General features: G+C 62.5%; 14 protein-coding genes and 2 pseudogenes. 8 read left to right on the forward strand and 8 right to left on the reverse strand.

The genetic code is table 11. The annotated features are described in order from the left end of the window. The first annotated feature begins 51 nt into the window (after positions 1–51). Both AC0GNR_RS13285 and AC0GNR_RS13290 read left to right on the forward strand, forming a co-directional pair. Complete coding sequence (locus AC0GNR_RS13285; RefSeq protein ID WP_472901423.1) at positions 52–1356, forward strand: MFS transporter; 1305 nt, start codon at positions 52–54, stop codon at positions 1354–1356. 6 nt (positions 1357–1362) lie between these two features. After that, positions 1363–2601 (forward strand): NAD(P)/FAD-dependent oxidoreductase, encoded by a 1239-nt coding sequence (locus tag AC0GNR_RS13290; RefSeq protein WP_472901424.1) that lies wholly within the window; start codon positions 1363–1365, stop codon positions 2599–2601. Positions 2602–2764: 163 nt separating this feature from the next. On the opposite strand, the gene AC0GNR_RS13295 is transcribed toward AC0GNR_RS13290, so the two are convergent. The 8 genes from AC0GNR_RS13295 to AC0GNR_RS13330 are packed head-to-tail and all read right to left on the reverse strand — an operon-like array spanning position 2765 to position 12742. Next, entirely contained in the window at positions 2765–3277 is a 513-nt protein-coding gene (locus AC0GNR_RS13295; RefSeq protein ID WP_310565275.1) for a DUF1993 domain-containing protein, read from the reverse strand. An 18-nt stretch (positions 3278–3295) separates the two neighbouring features. Continuing rightward, the gene (locus AC0GNR_RS13300; protein WP_310565274.1) at positions 3296–4126 is read right to left on the reverse strand and encodes an SDR family NAD(P)-dependent oxidoreductase; all 831 of its coding nucleotides are present in this window, start codon (positions 4124–4126) and stop codon (positions 3296–3298) included. A 32-nt stretch (positions 4127–4158) separates the two neighbouring features. Next, a complete protein-coding gene (locus AC0GNR_RS13305; RefSeq protein WP_472901425.1) occupies positions 4159–4995 on the reverse strand; it encodes an enoyl-CoA hydratase/isomerase family protein in 837 nt (278 codons plus the stop codon). A 7-nt stretch (positions 4996–5002) separates the two neighbouring features. Next, complete coding sequence (locus AC0GNR_RS13310; RefSeq protein ID WP_472901426.1) at positions 5003–5968, reverse strand: VOC family protein; 966 nt, start codon at positions 5966–5968, stop codon at positions 5003–5005. A gap of 45 nt (positions 5969–6013) precedes the next feature. Continuing rightward, positions 6014–8437 (reverse strand): efflux RND transporter permease subunit, encoded by a 2424-nt coding sequence (locus AC0GNR_RS13315; protein ID WP_472901427.1) that lies wholly within the window; start codon positions 8435–8437, stop codon positions 6014–6016. A gap of 40 nt (positions 8438–8477) precedes the next feature. Further along, positions 8478–9584: a YCF48-related protein gene (locus AC0GNR_RS13320; protein WP_472901428.1), complete on the reverse strand. Its 1107-nt coding sequence runs from the start codon at positions 9582–9584 to the stop codon at positions 8478–8480. 38 nt (positions 9585–9622) lie between these two features. Then, positions 9623–10987 (reverse strand): DUF1329 domain-containing protein, encoded by a 1365-nt coding sequence (locus AC0GNR_RS13325; protein WP_472901429.1) that lies wholly within the window; start codon positions 10985–10987, stop codon positions 9623–9625. Between the two features lie 18 nt (positions 10988–11005). Then, the gene (locus AC0GNR_RS13330) at positions 11006–12742 is read right to left on the reverse strand and encodes a DUF1302 domain-containing protein (protein ID WP_472901430.1); all 1737 of its coding nucleotides are present in this window, start codon (positions 12740–12742) and stop codon (positions 11006–11008) included. 495 nt (positions 12743–13237) lie between these two features. Between AC0GNR_RS13330 and istA the strand changes: the two are divergent. From istA to AC0GNR_RS13360, 6 genes and pseudogenes are all read left to right on the forward strand, one after another. Further along, positions 13238–14793: pseudogene (istA, locus tag AC0GNR_RS13335) on the forward strand (IS21 family transposase). A 60-nt stretch (positions 14794–14853) separates the two neighbouring features. Beyond that, the gene (istB, locus tag AC0GNR_RS13340; RefSeq protein ID WP_472901431.1) at positions 14854–15609 is read left to right on the forward strand and encodes an IS21-like element helper ATPase IstB; all 756 of its coding nucleotides are present in this window, start codon (positions 14854–14856) and stop codon (positions 15607–15609) included. A 324-nt stretch (positions 15610–15933) separates the two neighbouring features. After that, entirely contained in the window at positions 15934–17235 is a 1302-nt protein-coding gene (locus tag AC0GNR_RS13345; RefSeq protein ID WP_472901432.1) for an Hsp70 family protein, read from the forward strand. A gap of 474 nt (positions 17236–17709) precedes the next feature. Further along, on the forward strand, positions 17710–18243 hold the full coding sequence (locus AC0GNR_RS13350) for a transposase (RefSeq protein WP_472900371.1): 534 nt from the start codon (positions 17710–17712) through the stop codon (positions 18241–18243). A 188-nt stretch (positions 18244–18431) separates the two neighbouring features. Further along, positions 18432–18585: pseudogene (locus AC0GNR_RS13355) on the forward strand (helix-turn-helix domain-containing protein); the annotation flags it as partial. 128 nt (positions 18586–18713) lie between these two features. Next, positions 18714–19035: transposase (locus AC0GNR_RS13360; RefSeq protein ID WP_472901434.1), on the forward strand; the 322-nt coding region annotated here is incomplete at its 3' end.

The raw sequence follows: 19035 nt of genomic DNA on the forward strand, positions 1-19035 counted from the left end.
TCCGCCTGCGTCGGCAAAGCAGAACCCCCTCACCTTCCCCGGTATGACCGAATGACACAACACAACTCCAGCAGCTCACATGGCCCACGTGGGTTGGGCATTGATCTGACCGAGTTCAAACGCGCCTGGCGCATCGTGGTCCTGGCCACGCTGGGACTGGCGATCAATTCCAACTCATCCATGCTGTATGCGTACGGTGCGATGATGGTTCCACTGCAACAGACGTTTGACTGGGCCCGCGCCGATCTCCAGTCGGCGGTGAGCTTCATGTTTCTGGGGTCGGTGGTGGCCTCCCAAATCGTGGGCTGGCTCAATTTGCGCTTTGGCATGAAGCGCGTCACCGTGATTTCGCTGTGCGTGCTGTCCCTGACCTTCATGGGCATGACACGCATGGGGCCGTCCATCGTGACGCTTTATCTGAGCTTCTTCCTGATGTCCATGGCCAGCATGGGCACCATGCACGTCACGTGGACCCACCTGGTGAACCTGTGGTTTGAACACAATCGCGGTCTCGCGCTGGCGCTGGTGCTGTCTGGCACCGGACTGGCCGCCATGCTGATTCCCTCTGCGGTGAGTGCGGTGATCACACGATGGAACTGGCAAGCGGCTTTCTGGTTGCTCGCGGCCCTCCCTGTCACCTTGGTGTTGCCGCTGGTTCTCGCATGGATGAAAGAGCCCACTCGCGCACCGGCTCGCACGCCCAGCAAGCAGGCATCCTCGTCAGAGTGGGTGGCAGGCGTCTCGTTGCGCGAGGGCGTGCGAAATCCCCGTTTCTGGCTCCTGAACATCGCCCTGTCCATGGTGGTGGCCTGTGTGGTGACCCTGGTCACGAACGGTGTTCCCTTGCTGCGCGACAAGGGTCTCGAAGCCGTGGATGCCGCGCGCATCTTCGGCAGCTTTGGCCTCTCACTGATCCTGGGGCGGGTGGTTGTCGGCTACCTGGTCGACCGACTCTGGGCGCCCGGCGTGGCCGCCGTGGCCTTGAGCTTGCCTGCCCTGGGATGTCTGCTGCTGGGCACCAGCGGTGCAGACGACACCATCTTGCTGGTTGTCGGTGTCATGCTCGTGGGCATTGGCGCGGGTGCTGAATTCGACCTGGCGGCGTTCCTCGTGTCGCGGTACTTCGGCATGCGCGACTACGGCCGCCTGTTCGGCATTCACCTCGGCCTGATCACCCTGGCCTCCACACTGGCACCCTGGCTTTTCGGACAGCTCTACCGGAGCACCGGCACCTACCAGGCGACGCTGATGGTCTGCGGTCCCCTGTTTCTCACCGGGGGTCTGGCCTTGCTCGTTCTGGGTCGCTACCCGACCTTTGACCACAGCACCGCCCCTGCCCCAACCCATTCAGACTGAACTCCCATGTCAATCAACACCATCGTCATCGTCGGTGCCGGCCAAGCCGGTTATCAGGTTGCGGCATCACTGCGGCAAGAGGGGTTCGATGGAGCGATCACGCTCGTCGGCGACGAACCCGGCGTGCCCTACCAGCGCCCGCCACTGTCCAAGGCCTATCTGCTGGGAAAAGTCGGCGTGGCGGCACTGCGTTTTCGTCCGCCTGAGTACTTTGACGAACACCGTATTGCACGCATACAGGGCAGCGTGGCCGCCATCGATCGTGACCATCGCCAGCTGCTTCTCACGAGTGGCGAAAAGCTCAGCTACGAGCACCTGGTGCTGGCCACAGGCGCGCGCAACCGCGTGCCAAGTGTCCCAGGCATGGAGCTCGACGGCGTGTTCGGGTTGCGCAGCCTGGCCGATGCGGACGGGTTGTCACAACGCCTGGGCCATGCAAAACGCGCGGTGGTCATCGGCGCGGGCTTCATCGGCTTGGAGTTCGCTGCCGTCGCGGCCGCGCGCGGCATCTCGGTGGATGTCCTGGAGCTCGGTACACGGCCCATGGCGCGGGCGGTCTCCACGGTCACGTCCAGGGTGTTCGATCAGGCCCACGCCAGTTGGGGCGTGCGGATTCACTATGGTCAAAGTCTGGCGGCCATCCTTGGCGCTGATGGCCATGTGACCGGCGTGCAGCTGGCCAGCGGTGAAGCGCTGCCGGCCGATCTTGTTGTGTATGGAATTGGTGTGCTGCCCAACGCGGAACTGGCCAGCGAAGCCGGACTGGCGGTCAACAACGGCATCGTTGTGGACACGCAGCTGCTCACCAGCGATCCGGCCATCTCTGCCATTGGCGACGTGGTTAGCTTCCCCAGCCCCTGGGCACAGCAGCCCATCCGGCTCGAATCGGTTCAGAACGCCGTCGATCAGGCCAAGACCGTGGCGGCCCGGCTCATGGGCAAACCCGCCAGCTACACCGCCCTGCCCTGGTTCTGGACCGATCAAGGGGAGCTCAAGCTGCAGATTGCCGGCCTCTCCGATGGACACGATGAAACCGTCGTGCTGGGCTCCGTAGAGCAAAGGCAGATCAGTGTGCTGTGTTTTCGCGCCGGTCGTCTGGTGGCGGTGGAGTCCTGCAACCGGCCAGCCGACCACATGGCGGCACGCAAGCTGATTGCACGCCACACACCGCTCAGTGCGGCCGAGGCTTCGGCTGAGGGCTTCGAGCTCAAAGCCTTTGAAGCCGCGACGCGCGAGGCGAACTGAGGACGCCACGCTCCCGCTTCCGCCGGTCAAAAAAAACCCTGACAAACCAGCAAGGCTTGTCAGGGTGTTCAATCACCCCGGTTTCAACGGGGTGCAGTGTCAATCACCGGTCTTCGTTCCGGTACTTGCCACCTTGGAGACAAACGTTCAGGCCTTGGCCAGGTCAGGTCATCGGCCCCAGGTAGTCGGCTTTGCCCAATTCCACACCGGCCTGACGCAGCAGCGCATAGGCCGTCGTCACGTGAAAAAAGAAGTTCGGCAACGACCACTGCTGCAGGAAGGTCTGACCGGTGAAGTGCAGCGGATCGCCATGCCGCTGCGGCAGGACCACGGCTCGCTCGGCACTCCCGGCGAGCTGTTCCGGCGACACACCTTCGACAAAGGCAATGGCATCCCGCACACGAACGCGCAACCCGTCAAAGCTTTCATCGGAACCTTGAGCCGCAGGGAGATCGATGGCACCCAGCCGTGCAACGGCCAGCCGCGCCACCTCGCTGGCGATGGCCACTTGCTTGCCAAAGGAAAGCATATCGGGCGCCAGCTTCGTGCCCAGGAACACCCCGCTGTCAAAGCCCCTGGCCTTGGCGTGCCCTTCAGCTTTGTCCAGCCAGGTCAGCAGGTTGCGCAGCATGCGGACATAGACTTCCGCGCTGGCGGCATACATGGAAAAAGACATGATCGAATGGAGATTGGGTCAGAGTTTGTTGGACCCCATGCGGGCGAAAAACTCGCGCATGGGCACCATGGACGGGGAATGGCTGGTGAAGCCACCATCCACCGGAATCACCGCGCCGGTGACGAACGAGGACTCGTCACTGGCCAGGAAGCTCACCACATCGGCGATCTGCCGGGGCGAACCCAGCTGGGGTGTCAGGTGCTGGTCCAGAAGGATCTGCTTGATCTCTTCAGGAACGCCCTTCTGAGCGTGCTCGTTGAGCACGAAGCCGATCATGATGGCGTTGGACCGGATGCCCTGTTTGCCGTATTGCGCGGCCACCGAACGTGCCAGCGCCATCAAGGCCGCCTTGGAGGCGGCGTAGGCCGTCAGCGTCACGTCGCCCAGCAACCCGAAGCCCGAGGTCGCAAAGATGATGGATCCCCCACCGGTTTTGAGCATGTGGGGAATGGTGTGCTTGCAGCACAGCATGGCGCCGCGCGCATTGACATTCATGGCCTGGTCCCAGGCAGCGATATCCACATTGCAGACATCGCGGTCCCCGGCACGTTGGGCGGGGGCCAAGGCGGCAGCGTTGTTGTGCAACACATCCACACGGCCAAAGTGCTGGATCACCGCAGCCACCATCGCCATCACCTCGGCCTCTGAGGTCAGATCGGTCTGAACCGCCAGGGCATGGCCACCGGCCGCTTCAATCTCTGCGACCACGGACTGCGCCCCCGCCAGGTGGATGTCCACCACAGCGACCCGGGCGCCATGCAAAGCCAGCGAGCGGGCACATTCAGCGCCCAGGCCGGCACCCGCGCCGGTGACGATGGCGACCTTGCCATCCAGTTTGCGTTCACTCATGGGGTCTCCAGAAATTGATGGGCGTGCCGGCGTCATTCACCGGTGAAACAAGGGACTCGCTTTTCGCGAAACGCGAGCGCAGCTTCTTTGACATCGTGCATCGGGACCAGCATGGCAAAAAGATCCAGTTCCAGATCCAGACCGCTCTTGAGATCCAACTGCGTGGCCGCGCGCGCGGCCTGCTTGACGAACAGGGTGGCCGTGGGCGGCTTGCCGGCAATGCGCTCGGCCAGTGCGGTGACCTCGTCGTCCAGAGCCTGCGCGCTGCCCGCCACCCGGGTGACCAAGCCGATGGTCAACGCTTGGGAAGCATCCATCCGGTCGCCGGTCAGCAACAGGTCCAAGGCCCGGCCCGGCCCGACCACGGACCCCAGACGCTGGGTTCCGCCGCCGCCGGGGATCAACCCCAGACCGGTCTCGGGCAGGGCGAACACGGCATCGGGTGCGGCGAACCGCAGATCGCAGGCCAGAGCGAGTTCCAGGCCACCGCCCATGCAATACCCATGAATAGCGGCGATGACCGGCTTCTCGGTGCGATCCAGCGCCTCGATCCAGCGCGACTTCTGCATGCGCCGACGCACCTGGACCGATGACTCGGCCGCCCGCCGCTCCTTGATGTCGGCTCCGGCGCAAAACCCCCTCGCACCCGCACCGCGAATCACGATCACGCGCACCGACGGGTCCGCGTCCAGTTCGGCCAAAGCCGTCGGGACACCGCGACGGATGTCATCGTTGATGGCATTGATCTGGTCCGGGCGATTGAGAACGATCCAGCCAATGGCCCCCCGACGCTCCACCTCTACGGCGGGCCGGGAGGCTGCGGCTTGATCTCGCACTTTGGAGCCGGGTTTGTGCAGGGTGGTTTCCATGATCGCTTCAATACTCCTCGAACTCAAACAACTGCCCGCGCACATCGGCCGGGTCGACACGAATCAGCGATTTGCCACCCACCGCTTCACATTCGTCGATCCAGGTGAAACGGGTGCCACGGGCCTTCAGGTCTTCGGCCTTGGCCTGGAGGCCGGTGACGGCAATGCGGATGTAGTAAGGACCAGGGCCCCAGGAATTCAGGTACACGCCGGCGTCACCGTTCCAGCGGGTGGCTTCGATCACGTCCAAGGTGGCGCTGTGCGGCACCGTGAAACCCATGCGTGCTCGGCGGTAGCCCTCTTTGCCCAGCGACTCCACCGGGCCGGTCGGCTCCCAGTCGAGGTTGCTCGACACCGTGCGCAGGGTTTCGTCGAGGTTGCGAACGATGTAGCCACGCGAGGTGACGCGCACCATGTCGCCCGGCTGGGAATCGCGCGGCTCGGGCGGCGGCACCATGAAGGTGTCTGCCGGCATCTGCAAGGGCTCCAGCGGCATGACCTCGATGCACAAGCCGCCATCCACCGAGGGGTGGTAGTGGGGGTCTTCGGGCGTGGCGCCGAGCCAGAGGCGGTCAAAGGGCATGTCGGGGGTGCGCTGCGCCATGCGGAACCGCAAGCGCCGGCGCATGAGCTTCTCCACCAGCTGGTCGAACTTGTCGCCCCGCGCAGCGAGCACGATGGAGTGGGTCACCATGGGGCGGTGCGGCCCCTGATAGGCCTTGAGGCTCTCCAGGAAGTCGTGAAACATCGGGTCACCCGGATTGGGCTGGTCCAGATGACATTGCGGCTCGATGCGGGTGGGCGCCACGGCCAGCGACTTGTGAACGCGCAAGAAATGAGCGATGTACGGGTGCCCATCAAAGGCCTGGCGCCATTTGGGGTGGCCGTGCACACCCAGCTTCTTCACCAGAATATCGGCCATGCCGTCTGGATCGGACAGCATCATGTCGGCACTCATCAACAAATCAAACACAGGCGTTGCTCCAGAAATAGGGGAAGAGTGAAAAAGGGGACGCGTTCAGCCCGCTGGCACGTGAGACGTCGGCTGCTTCGGGTTCAGCAGGAAATGGGACAAGGCGGGAATCAGCACCAAGGCGCCCACCATGTTCCAGAGAAACATGAATGTCAGCAAAATGCCCATGTCGGCCTGGAACTTGATCGGAGAAAAAGCCCAGGTGATCACGCCTGCGGCCATGGTCAGGCCCACCAGCGCAACGACGCGACCGGTGAAATCGAGTGACTTTCGGTACGCCTGGGCGAGCGTCGCACCACGGCGCTGCATGGCAATCTGAACGCTCAGCAGGTACAGGGCGTAGTCGACACCGACACCGACGCCCACGGCGATCACGGGCAAGGTCGCCACTTTGAGACCGATGCCCATCCAGACCATCAACGCCTTGCAGATGATGGTGGTCATCACCAGCGGAATCATGGCCACGAGGGTGGCGCGCAGGCTGCGAAAGGTCAGCAGGCACAGCAATGCCGTAGCACCGTATACCGCCAGGTACATCAGCAGGATGCCGTGTTCGACCTCGATGTTGGTGGCCGCTTCGATGCCCGCTGAGCCTGCGGCCAACAGAAAGCGCGGCCCGTCTTCGGCTTTGGAGCTGTTGTGTTCGGCAGCGAAGGCCTCACTCACTTTGAGCACGCGATTGAGCGTGTCGGCTTTGTGGTCGGCCAGATAGGCGATCAAGGGCGACACGGCACACGATGTGTTGGTGATGTCCGGGGTGGCGATCATGGCCGCACCCACCGCCGCGTTGGTGATGCCCTGGTCCCGGCTGATGGTGAGCCACTTGCCACTGCCCTCGTTCAAAGCAGCGGTGATGAAGCGCGTGGATTCCGCCAGCGAACTGGTGGCCTGCACGCCTTCCGTCTGGCGCAGCGCCTGGGCCAACTGGTCCATCAGTTGCAAGGTGCCATACAGGCGGCAGCCATCGTCTGGATTGGTCATGATGACCACGAACTGGTCGCTCGACAAACCGTAGTGGGCCGTGATGTAGGCGCTGTCGCGGTTGTAGCGCGAGTCCTGTCGCAACTCGGGTGCGCCCGGATCCAGGTCACCAATGCGCAGGTCAAACATCACCACCGTACAAATTACGGTGATCACCGCAGCCACACCGACGGTCACCGTGGCCGCACGCCGCTCCGTCAGACGGTCCAGTGCGCTCCAGGCCCGGCCCAGAATGCCGCGCTTCTGCCCGGTATCTTCATCCAAAGCCCGACGGGCCGCGGACTCACTCACGCCGATATAGGACAAGGTTACCGGGATCAACACCAGCTTGGTGAAGATCAGCACCGTGATACCGATGCTGGTGGTCAGGGCCAGGTCGCGGATCACCGGGATGTCGATGATCACCAGCACGGCGAAACCAACGATGTTGGTCAGCAGCGCCGTGAGGCCCGCCATGAACAGGCGCCGGAACGTGTAGCGAGCGGCGACGTATTTGTGCGTCCCCCGTCCCACGTCCTGCAGGATGCCGTTCATCTTCTGGGCACCGTGCGAGAGCCCGATCGCAAAGATCAGGAACGGCACCAGGATCGAATAAGGATCCAGCTCGTAACCCAGCAGGCTCATCAATCCCAGCAGCCACACCACCCCGGCAACAGCCACGCTGACCAGCAGCAAGGTGCTGCGGATGCAACGGGTATACAGGTACACAAACAGAGCGGCAACCGCCACCGAGAGCCCGAAAAAGAGCATCACCTCATAAAGCCCCGCGATCAGATCGCCGACGATCTTCGCGAAGCCGACGATGTAGACGCCGGTGCTCTCGTCTTCGAACGAACGGATCTGCTCTTCCAGGGCCCGCGAGAATTCGCCGTAGTTCAGCGGCTCACCCGTCTGTGGGTGGCGGTCCAGCAGCGGCGCGATGATCATCGTCGAGCGCGAGTCGTTGGCGACCAGGCTTCCCACGATGCCGGAACGCCCGACGTTCTCCTTGAGCTTGCCGATCGATTCCGGCGTGCCGCTGTAGTCGGGCGGCATGACAGGACCACCCACCACGCCCTCTTCCGTCACCTGCCGCCAACGCACGATGGGCATCCAGAGCGACTTCATCCAGGAACGGTCCACCCCCGGGATCAGGTAGAGGGTGTCGTTGATCTTGCGCAGCTTCTCCAGATGGGCTGCGTCGTACACATCACCGCTCTTGTTCTCGACAACGATGCGGACGGTGTTGCCCAGCCCCGGCAATTCCTTGCGGTAGGCAAAGTAGTTTTGAATGTACGGACTGGACGACGGGATCATCCGTTCGAAACTGGCGTTGACTTCCAGCTTCAATGCGAAGAAGCCCAGCACCACGGTAGCGATCAGGCACAGCAGCAAGACCGGCAACCGGTTGTTGAACACCAGCTGCTCCAGGCGGCTGCCCGACTTGCGATCGAAGTGGGCCGGATCGCTGACGACCGGCATGGCGGGTTGTTGGGAATGAGCAGACATCAGAACTTTCGCTGGCATGGACCAAATAGATCGGCCACCTTCACTTACCTTGCGCTGAAACAGCGATCACACCGACGCCATTCAAGCGGGCAAGCGCCAGCCGATGGGAGCTGGTCATCGCCGCGCCATACACCTCGGCGCCCGGGGCCTGGTCGTAGATGGAGGTACGCGACTCACCGAAATCCACGGTAAGCACATCCCCCTTCTGCGACACCAGAAGCACCGCACCACCATGAGCGACCGCACCCACCAGGTTGGCGTCGGTACCGGTCTCGATTTTTCGCCACACCTGCCCGGCGTCCTCGCTCACGAAAGCGTTGCCGCGAAGGCCATAGGCGACCAGTCTTGAGCCCAGCAGATCGATACCGAAGTAGCTGCCGTTGTAGGGTGTCTCGACACGTTCGAAGCGCTGACTCTCGGCGTTCAAACGCATCACCAGCCCCTGTTCACCCGCGACGAACACCGCGCTATCGTTGCCCGTCAGCGCATACAGGTGGTATCGCTGATCGTTCTCGGTTTGGCTCTGCCAGGATTGCCAGGTCTTTCCACCATCGGTGGTCTTCAAGATCAAGCCGAAGCCCCCCACGGCGAATCCCGCGAGGCCGTCGGCGGCGAACCGGATGTCGAGCAAGGGGGCTGGCCAGACGTCAGCAGTGGCCGATTGCCCCATCGTTCGCTCGATTTCAGCTTCCAGCCGTTCAGAACCTTGGGCAGCTTCACGCAGCAGCTTCAGCACACTGCGACCGTCCAGCATGCGCTCCCATGTGGCGCCCCCATCAGAAGACCGCAGGGCCACTGCATCGTGACCCACAGCCCAGACCACGTTGGGACCGGCGAAGCGGACCGTGGCGAGATCGGTGGACACCGGGCTGGTGACCTGGCGCCACGATCCACCACCGTCTTCAGACAGCAGAATCAAACCTCGCGGCCCCACCGCGACGGTACGCCCGCCCTGACTGGCCACCCCACTGACCATCGTTTGCGTCGCCGTCGCAAGCTTTCGCGACGGCACATCCATCAGATCCACGGACGCGACTCCAGGCGCTGCGATCACCCAGGTGGTCATCACCAGCGCACCCCCGACCACCGCAGCAACGCACCAACGCGGCAGGAAGAATGCACCCAGTGAAACGCGCAATGAAGTCATGGTCCGGGGATCCGATTGATGTCTGCCAACTGCGAAGCTCAGCGAGCCGACTCGCGAGACACGACGGCTTCAGGATTCATCTCGCGCTCGCTGCGAACCGATGAAAGCACTTGCCACCCGCCGACCATCACGTCGTTGACATAGGCGTACATGCCCTTGTTGAAGTCGTAGACCACGTTCTTTGCAGAAAAGGGAATCTGCTTGTCGTACATCGGCGAGGTCGTCTGGAACAGAGAGCGATACAACTGACCGCTTTGGTCGAAGGCATCGTAGTTGGCCGCACCACTCAGGTCTTCATCGAAGTAGTAGGTGCGCTTGGAGTACGCGTGACGCTGACCAGGTTTGAGAGTGGCTTCAACCACCCAGACGCGGTGCTTTTCCCAACGCTCGCACTCCGGATTGACGTGTGCCGGCAGCAAGGCCTTTTCAGCCGTCGGGCAGTCATACTGGTTCTTGTAGCCGTTGTACTGGATGTACATCTCTTTCTTGCCGACCAGCTTGAAATCGAAGCGATCCATGGTCCCGGAGAACACGAACAGTTCGTCAAACAGCGTCACGCCGCCCATGCTGGCCACAGGGGTGTCGTACGAAAACTCTGGAGAGAGTTTCACGCGGCGCAGGCCCGGGGTGTAACTCCATGCCCTGCGAGGGCGAGCCACCGGATCCAGGTAATCAGCGAGTCCCGTCATCTCACCGGCGCGGCGTGCCGGCGACTTGCTGATCGAATACGTCCGCCAGACCATGTCGGGATCGCGATCAGCCTGATTGGTCTGGTAGTAGACGAAGTCCTGGACAGTGGCCTGCTCAGCCGTCATCACGGCCTTGCCGGAGGAATCGACGACCCAAGAGCGCGATGCTGTGGTGTTCGTCATCGCCTCACCCTGGTAGCGAAGAATCTGGTTCCACATCACCTCATATCCCGTCTTTGGGATGGGAAACGGCATGCCACCACGGCAGCTGCGGTCGATGGCCAGACCTTCCTTGGTCGTCTTGCAAGTCGTTGCATTGCGAACCGTCGCGTCCAAGATCTTTTTGGGGTAGGCCGCCGTCCTGTGCGTCGGATACACGTTGAGGTAGTACGTCGGATTCTTGGACAGCAAATGCTTCTGGCCTTCGCTCAGCAGCGCTGCGTGCTGGGCCATGTTCTTGCTGTCGATGCGAAGCACAGGCTTTTCGTCCTTGAACGGATCGATCCAGAAACCGCTGTCTGCCTTGAAGCCTGCAGGTGCCTTGGTCAAGCCACCGGTGTAGGCTGGAATGGTGCCGTCGGCGTTGCCCGCCTTGATGGCACCGAACTCGGTCAGCGTGGTCCCCAGTTGTTTGGCCTCCTCAGCGGTCACGGCGGCAAAAGCAGGTACAGCCAGGCTGATAGCAGCCAGCGAAAGGATATTTTGAAGTTTCATGATGGCGACTCCTGAGGATCAGAACGAGGTCTTGTAGGTGAAGAGCAGGCGACCACGGTCGGTCGCGCCCACAGCGCTGTTGAGTGCATTGCCACCGATGGCAGCCGTACCGGCCACGTTGTATTTGGTGGGAACCGCCGAGTCGGCGTAGGTCAGGTTGAAATCGTGCTTGCCTGCGTAAGTGGCGGCGAGGCCGATCGACCAGGAAAGACGACCCTCGAAACCACCACCGCCGGTCGCCGCCGTGCCCTTCAACCCGTAGTTGACAGCCATCGGAACCGACAGATCCCACGAAGGCATGATGCCCAGATACTGGGGTGTGAAGCGAACCGCCATCTCCCAGTAGCTCTTGGTGGAGCAGGTGTCGGAGATGTCACCCGGCTGGGCGGTGGCGCCGCTGGTGCCGAGCTTCACGCAGCCTGCATAACCCACACCTCGGAAAAGGTTCTCATTGGCCGTGATTTTGTTCAATCGGCTGTAAGCAAGTTCACCAATCACCGAGCCGGTATCCCAAATTCCCGTCTTGGGCAGCAGATACACCCCGTTCACCACCGCATGAAAGGTGTCACCGGTAGCGCCGGTGCTGGTGGTCGTATAGCTGGCGACGGAATTGAGGTGTGCATCTTTGCGCCACGACAGTTCGGCGCCAACGCTCACGGGTCCCACCGGCTTGGAAAGACTCACACCGATGACCTTGGTAGCGGCCGGGTAAACGAAGCGGTAAGTACCTGGAAGGGTTGTTGCAGCCACACCAGGAATAGCTTGGTAGAAATTGGCGAGCTGAATGCCGGTTTCCGGATTCGTATCGTTGAAGACCCGGTAGTAGGCACCCAGCGTCGATTCAATGGCGTCCACATCCAGACGGGCTGAAACACCCCAATTTTTATCCCCCGAAGTCAAGGCCGCTGTGTTGGCCATGGTCCTGCAGGACAAAGGGCCCAACGCCGGATTGCATGGCGTCAACGCGAAACGATCCACACCGGGCGCGTTGTCCGCACCCATCAGGTACGTGCCCGCGTAAGGCACGCGTGTCGGCTTCCAGTCCAGAGCGTACTGACCCGCAACAGACAACTTGTCAGTCACCTGCGCCTTGAAGGTCAGCTGATTGATGGGAAGAAAGACCTCCTTGGTCTCAATACCAGGGCTCGACACGGCCTTCACACCATCAACGGGAGACTGCCCGTAGGAAATGGCATGCCCGCCGATGAGCAGGCCTTCACCCCACACCACCGTGTGCTTGCCCAACTTGACGTTGACCGGCACGTTGCCCAGGTCAAAGTTGGACCATACGAACGCATCCAGGATTTCACCCGAAGGTCCGTGAACAAAGCGGTTAACTTCGTTGGAATACCGATCGTTGTTGTACGAAGTGGCATACCCCGCAGGCGACGACACCGAAGGGTCTCGGTAGGCATGGTCGTACCAGGCAGCCGCGCTGACGCGAGCGCCGACAACCCCTTTGTAGTTGACATCAAGCTCACCTAGCACATCCAGACGATTGGTGACGATATCACCACGTTTGAACTTGGCATCGCCCTCGTCAGTCGTGGCGAAGTTCAACAAACGGGGATCTTGTTTCTCTGTGCGAACACCCAGGTTGTAGCGCAGTGTGGTGTCGGCGCGCACCTTGAGGTCGGGATTACCCGTATCAAGCTCCAGGGCGTGCGCGCCACCGGTAACGACCAAAGCCGCGGCGGCGGCAATCATATGCACTGCGGCCCCGGAAGGCCCCGTTCTCGTTTGTCTGTTGTTCATAAGGATGTCTCCATCGATCGGGGGTTACTTGGTTCTTGGCACATCGCTCAGCCGTCGTCCACATGCGTCCGCCTTGATCTCTCAGGTCCGATTAGCGCAGGATGATTATTCTGAATGCCGACTTAAATTCTGCATCTAGAATGAATTTTCTCACCCCGGGTTTTCACCTATATTGAACATATTTATTGATACTGTCTCAGTATGACCCAAGAGCCTGACGTTTGTCGACAGTGTTCAGAGGTGTTCTCCGAGATGCATCAGCTCCAGTCGTCAAGCCATGATTGGCACGGTGCATATTCCGTTTCATCGTGACCGCACATTCCGGCATCGTGACCAGCGATTCCGGTGATCGTGACCGGGGGGGGGGTAAATCACAGATTCCGGCATTGTGACCGTAGATTCCGGTGATCGTGACCGATGTCCCAGTGGGCATGGTGCTGCGCATGTCAATCAACTTGGTGGGTCTGTAGCCTCTGGCAGTTTGTCTGGAGTCACATGCCCACCCCAAGGATCACCATGCGCAAACTCAAAGACGTCCTGCGTCTCAAACTCAACGCTGACCAAAGCCACCAACAAATAGCCACAGCTCTGGGCATCGCTAAAGGCAGCGTCACCAAATACTGCTCCCTCGCCGCTACGGCAGGCCTGGACTGGAGCGCCGTCCAGGCCATGAGCGAGACCGATCTGGAGCGGCGTTTGTTCGGCTCCTGCGTGGGCGCCACCTTCGCCCGACCGGATTACGGGCGCATCCACCAGGAGCTGCGCCGCAAGGGCGTCACCATCATGCTGCTGTGGCAGGAGTACAGCGCCCGGGTGGACGATGAGTACTGCGCCGAGAACCCCATCAAGGCCCTGCGCTACTCCCAGTTCAGCGAGAACTACCGCCAGTTCGCCAAGCGCCTCAAGCGCTCCATGCGTCAGAGCCACCGCGCGGGCGAGAAGATGTTCATCGACTACGCGGGCCCCACCATCGCCTTGACCCTGCACGGTGCTCTGGTGGGACGCGCCAACATCTTCGTGGCAACCATGGCCGCTTCTGGATACAGCTTTTGCCTGGCCACAGAGCGCCAGACGGCGGCCGACTGGCTCCATGGAACCGCCTGTGCGCTCGGCTTCTTTGGTGGCGTGCCGCAGCTCATCGTCCCCGACAACCCGCGCGCCCTGGTCACGGTGGCCAACCGCTACGAGCCGCTGCTCACCGACAGCGTGCTGGACTTTGCCCGCCACTATGGCTGCTCGGTGCTGCCCGCTCGCGCCTACCACCCGCAAGACAAAGCCAAGGTCGAGTTGAGTGTGCTGCTGGTGCAGCGCTGGATTCTGGCGTGCCTGCGCCACCAACGCTTTGCCTCGGTGCAAGAGGTCAACGACGCAATGGCGCCGCTGCTCACGCGCCTGAACAACAAGCCGTTTCAAAAGCTCCCCGGCAGCCGCTCCAGCGCCTTTGCCCAGATCGATGCCCCGGCACTGTCGGCGCTGCCCGCGCAGCCCTGGGAGTGGGCCAGCTTCAAGACGGTGCGGGTGCACATCGACAGCCACATCGAGTTCGAGGGCCACCGCTACAGCGTGCCCCATGCCTTGGTGGGTTTGGCGCTGGAGCTGCGCATCACCGCTCATGCCGTCGAAGTTTTGCACCGGGGGGGGAGCGGGTGGCCAGCCACATGCGCTGCGCCCACAAGGGGGGTTACACGACGGTGATCGAGCATTTACCGCTGGCCCACCAAGCCCACGCCCAGTGGACACCTGAGCGCTTGATCGCTTGGGGTGAGCGCATCGGCGTGGCCTGTGCTGGGGTGGTCACGAAGATGCTGGAGCGCCAGCGTCATCCCGAGCACGCCTACCGCGGGTGTCTGGGCCTGCTGTCCTTGTCCAAACGCTATGGTGAGCCTCGACTGGAGGTGGCGTGCACCATTGCGCTGAGTTTGGGCTCCAGCAAATACACCCATATCCGGGACATGCTGGCCAATGGACGCGACCAAGTTCACAGCACCAGCGCCGCCGAGTGGAATTCACCTGTACACGCCCATGTGCGCGGCCCCAGCTACTACCAATGACGCGGCACCGCCGACACCGTCAATACAAACACCAACACCAACACCAGCACAGACCCCACCATGATGATGAACACCACCTTGAACCAACTGCGCAGCCTGCGCCTAGAGACCATGGCGCAGGCACTGGAGCAGCAGCTTCAGACCAGCGGCATGACCGCCATGAGCTTTGAGGAGCGCCTGGCGCTCTTGGTTGACCGCGAAGTCCATGGCCGCCAGGACCGGCGCTGTGCGCGGCTCTTGAAACTGGCCAAACTCAAATACCCGCAGGCCGCCATTGAGGACATGGACAGCCGCACAAGGGGCATAGAGCGCAGCGCGGTCATGAGTCTAGCCCTGGGCGAATGGGTGACCCAGGGACACGCCGTGCTGATCACAGGAGCCACGGGTGCGGGCAAGTCCTGGCTGGCCTGTGCCTTGGCACAACACGCCTGCAGGCGGGGTCAAAGCGCCTACTACCAGCGTGTGCCGCGCCTGGGCGAGCAACTGCGCATACGCCACGCCAACGGCACCTTCACGCGCTGGTTGGAGACGCTCAAGAACACGGATGTACTGCTGCTGGACGACTGGGGCATGACGGCCATGGACGCAAGCACCCGGGCTGATTTGCTGGAGATCATCGATGACCGTGCGAGCGTGCGCGCCACCATCATCACCAGTCAGCTACCGATCGAACACTGGCACGAGTGGATAGGCGACGCCACGATCGCTGACGCAATGCTGGACCGGCTGATGCAAAACCACCACCGCTTCACGCTCACGGGGGATTCGATGCGCAAAAAAACCACCACAAAGACCAGCGCGGCCGCGACCGCCTGAAACACCGACTCGGACATGGCCTAGCACGGAGGTCCTCGCCTGCTGGCTATGCATGGATACATGCACAGCCGGGGATGCCTGCCGGCGGCCCTGGCAGGGGCCTCGTTTGAATAAATGCAAAACGACCAAAACCGAACACCGAGAAAGGAGATCGCTGCCCAAAAAAACAGCACACCCTACAATTTAAACCGCGCAGCACCATGCCCGGTCACGATCGCCGGAATCTGCGGTCACGATGCCGGAATCATCGGTCACGATCAACGGAATACGCAGCACGGTCCACTGCTGAGCATTTCGGGTGCGTAGAGGGCCGCTCATCCAGCCATGTCTTCCTTTTTGCCCGAGATAGGATCGAAGGCTATGGAAGAAGGACCTTCAAGCCACACATCCACGCTCGGCATCGATTTCGGCACCTCCAACTCCGCCGTCTCCTGGGCCGCCGAAGGTGGGCTGGCGCGCCTGATCCCGCTCGAGGGCGAGGCGCTGTCCATGCCCACCGCGGTGTTCTACAACGCCGAGGACCGGCGCACGCACTTCGGCCGCGATGCGGTGGCGCAGTACCTCGCGGGCACCGAAGGCCGCCTGATGCGCTCGCTCAAGAGCCTGCTGGGCAGCCCGCTGCTGCTGGAGAAGACCGAGGTCAACCACCAGCAGATCAGCTACCAGGAGATCGTGGCCACCTTTCTGGCCGAGCTGCGCGAGCGCGCGGCGCAGGCGGTGGGCGCGGCGCCCACGCGCGTGGTGATGGGGCGGCCGGTGCACTTTGTGGACGACGACCCCGAGCGCGACGCGCTGGCGCAGCGCTCGCTGCTGGAAGCGGCGCAGGCCGTGGGTTTCGAGCAGGTGAGCTTCCAGCTGGAGCCGATCGCCGCGGCGCTGGACCACGAGCGCCGCCTCTCGCGCGAGAGCCTGGTGCTGGTGGTGGACCTGGGCGGTGGCACCTCGGACTTCACCGTGGTGCGCCTGGGCCCCGAGCGCATGACCCTGGCCGACCGCAGCGGCGACGTGCTGGCCACCAGCGGCGTGCACATCGGCGGCACCGACTTTGACCAGAAGCTGAGCCTGGAGCAGGTCATGCCGCTGCTGGGCTACCGCCACCTCGGGCCACAGCAGCGCGAGGTGCCGAGCCGCGTGTTCTTTGACCTCGCCACCTGGCACCTGATCCACTGGCAGTACCTGCCGCGGGCGATCAGCCAGGCGCAGGCGCTGCGCGTGAACTACAACGACCTGCGGCTGCACGCGCGGCTGATGGAGGTGCTCAGGCACCGCCACGGCCACCACATCGCGCACGAGGTGGAGCAGGCCAAGATCCGCTGTTCGCAGCACGACGCCGGCACGCAGATCGACTTGTCGATCGTCGAGCCCGGCTTGCAGGCACCGCTGGAGACCGCCGTTCTGCAGGGCCACCTGGCGGCCCTGCTGGCGCGCACCGTGGCCTGCGCACGCACATGCGTGCAGCGCGCCGGCCTGTCCGACAGCGCGCTGGACGCGATCTACCTCACCGGCGGTTCGTCGGCCCTGCGCCCGTTCCAGCGCGCCCTGCAGGCCGAGTTTCCAGGCGTGGCCCTGGTCGAGGGCGATCTGTTCGGCGGCGTGGCCTCCGGACTGGCCTACAGCCGGGGCTGATTCACATTGCACAAACCGTTCTTGACTGAGACGCATCAGTGCAACTGACGAACCGTACCTCTAGTTTTGAAAAGTCCGGAATTCTGGGGTGCCGTCACCGGTTTATACCTACTGTTAATCCGCAGGTCCCTGGTTCATGTCCAGGTCGGGGAGCCAAGTCAATCAAAAGTCAGCAGGTTAGCGCCCGCTGACTTTTTTGCTTTCTGGATCCGCCGTGTCCGACACGTGTCCGAAATTCTCCGAAGATACATGCTTGGCGCAATGCACGGGTTCGTTCATCGGGTTTGGTCATGGGGGGTCTCTGTGGCTGTCGCGATGAGTTTGAAGTTGTCAGCTCGGACGTGCGGTTGCATCAGGACCCGCTGGGCTGGGCGATCTCGGCGCACTGGGTGCGCTGCTCGTCGCAGACCCCCTGCGTCAGACTAGTTGTCGCCTCCCTTTTCACGCGGATGATCCGCGCCAAAGCGACACAACATGCAAAAGAATCAACATTCGCCAGAGTTCATAGAGCAGGCATTGAGCAAGGTCCGCACGCGCGGCTCGCGCACCTTGGAATCGGTGGCCACTGAGCTGAACATGCCACTGGGAACGCTCAAGGGCTGGCTCAAGAGATCGCGCCCTGTGGGGGCAGCGTTGGCGCATGCGCCAACGCTGCCCAGCGATACGCCCGCAGCCCAGTGGAGCCCTGTTCAGCGGCTGTTGGCCTTGAACGAAAGCCACACCCTGGTGGGGCCGGCGCTGCACGCCTGGTGCCGCGAGAAGGGCTTATTCGAGCACCAGCTGATCCAGTGGCGCGAAGCCTTTTGCGCATCGACGCAACCCGCTGCTGCCAGCGCCGCTGAGCAACGCCTGGCCAACACTGCGCTGCGCGAGTTGCAAGGCCGGCACGACCAGCTGGAGCGCGAGGTGCGCCGCAAGGACCGCGCGCTGGCCGAGGCCGCCGCTTTGCTGATCCTTCAAAAAAAGTTCCAGGCCTTGGTTCTGAAATCGCAGGGCGAGGACACATGAGCACCCTCGCACAACGCGCCACCGTGCTGGAGCTGATCGCCGAAGCTTGCATCGCTGGCGCCCGCTTGCACAGGGCCTGCGAGATCATCGGGCTGGCCGCACGCACTGTGCAGCGCTGGGTGGATGCTGGAAAAAATGCGCTGTATGTGGGCGACAGGCGCACCCCTGATCAACGCAGTCATAACTGCCCGCCCAACAAACTGAGCGACGCTGAACGCCTGGCGGCTCTGGCTGTGCTCAACAGTGAGGAGTTCAAGGACCTGCCACCCAGCCAGATCGTGCCCCGTCTGGCTGACAAGGGCATGTACGTGGCGAGCGAGTCAACCCTGTACAGGCTGCTGCGTCAGGCTGGGCAACTGGCTCACCGCCGCCTTGAACGCGTGCCGCAAAAGCGCAGCAAACCCCGCGCCTTGGTGGCGAGAAGGCCCGACCAGATCTACTGTTGGGACATCACCTACTTGCCCACCCAGGTGCGCGGCCTGTTCTTCTACCTGTACCTGTTCGTGGACATCTTCAGCCGCAAGGTGGTGGGCTGGCAGGTCTTCGATTGCGAGAGCGCCGAGCGGGCTGCAGCGCTGCTGGAGGACATCTGTCGGCGCCAGGGCGTTGGTGCGGATCAGGTCACAGTGCATTCGGACAACGGCAGTCCGATGAAGGGCGAAACGATGCTGGCCACCATGCAGCGCTTGGGCGTGGCACACAGCCGCAGCCGCCCCGCGGTGAGCAACGACAACCCATACGCCGAATCGCTGTTCAAGACCTTGAAGTACCGCCCGCAGCTGCCGCTCAAGC

Source organism: Hydrogenophaga sp. LT287 (assembly GCF_055702805.1).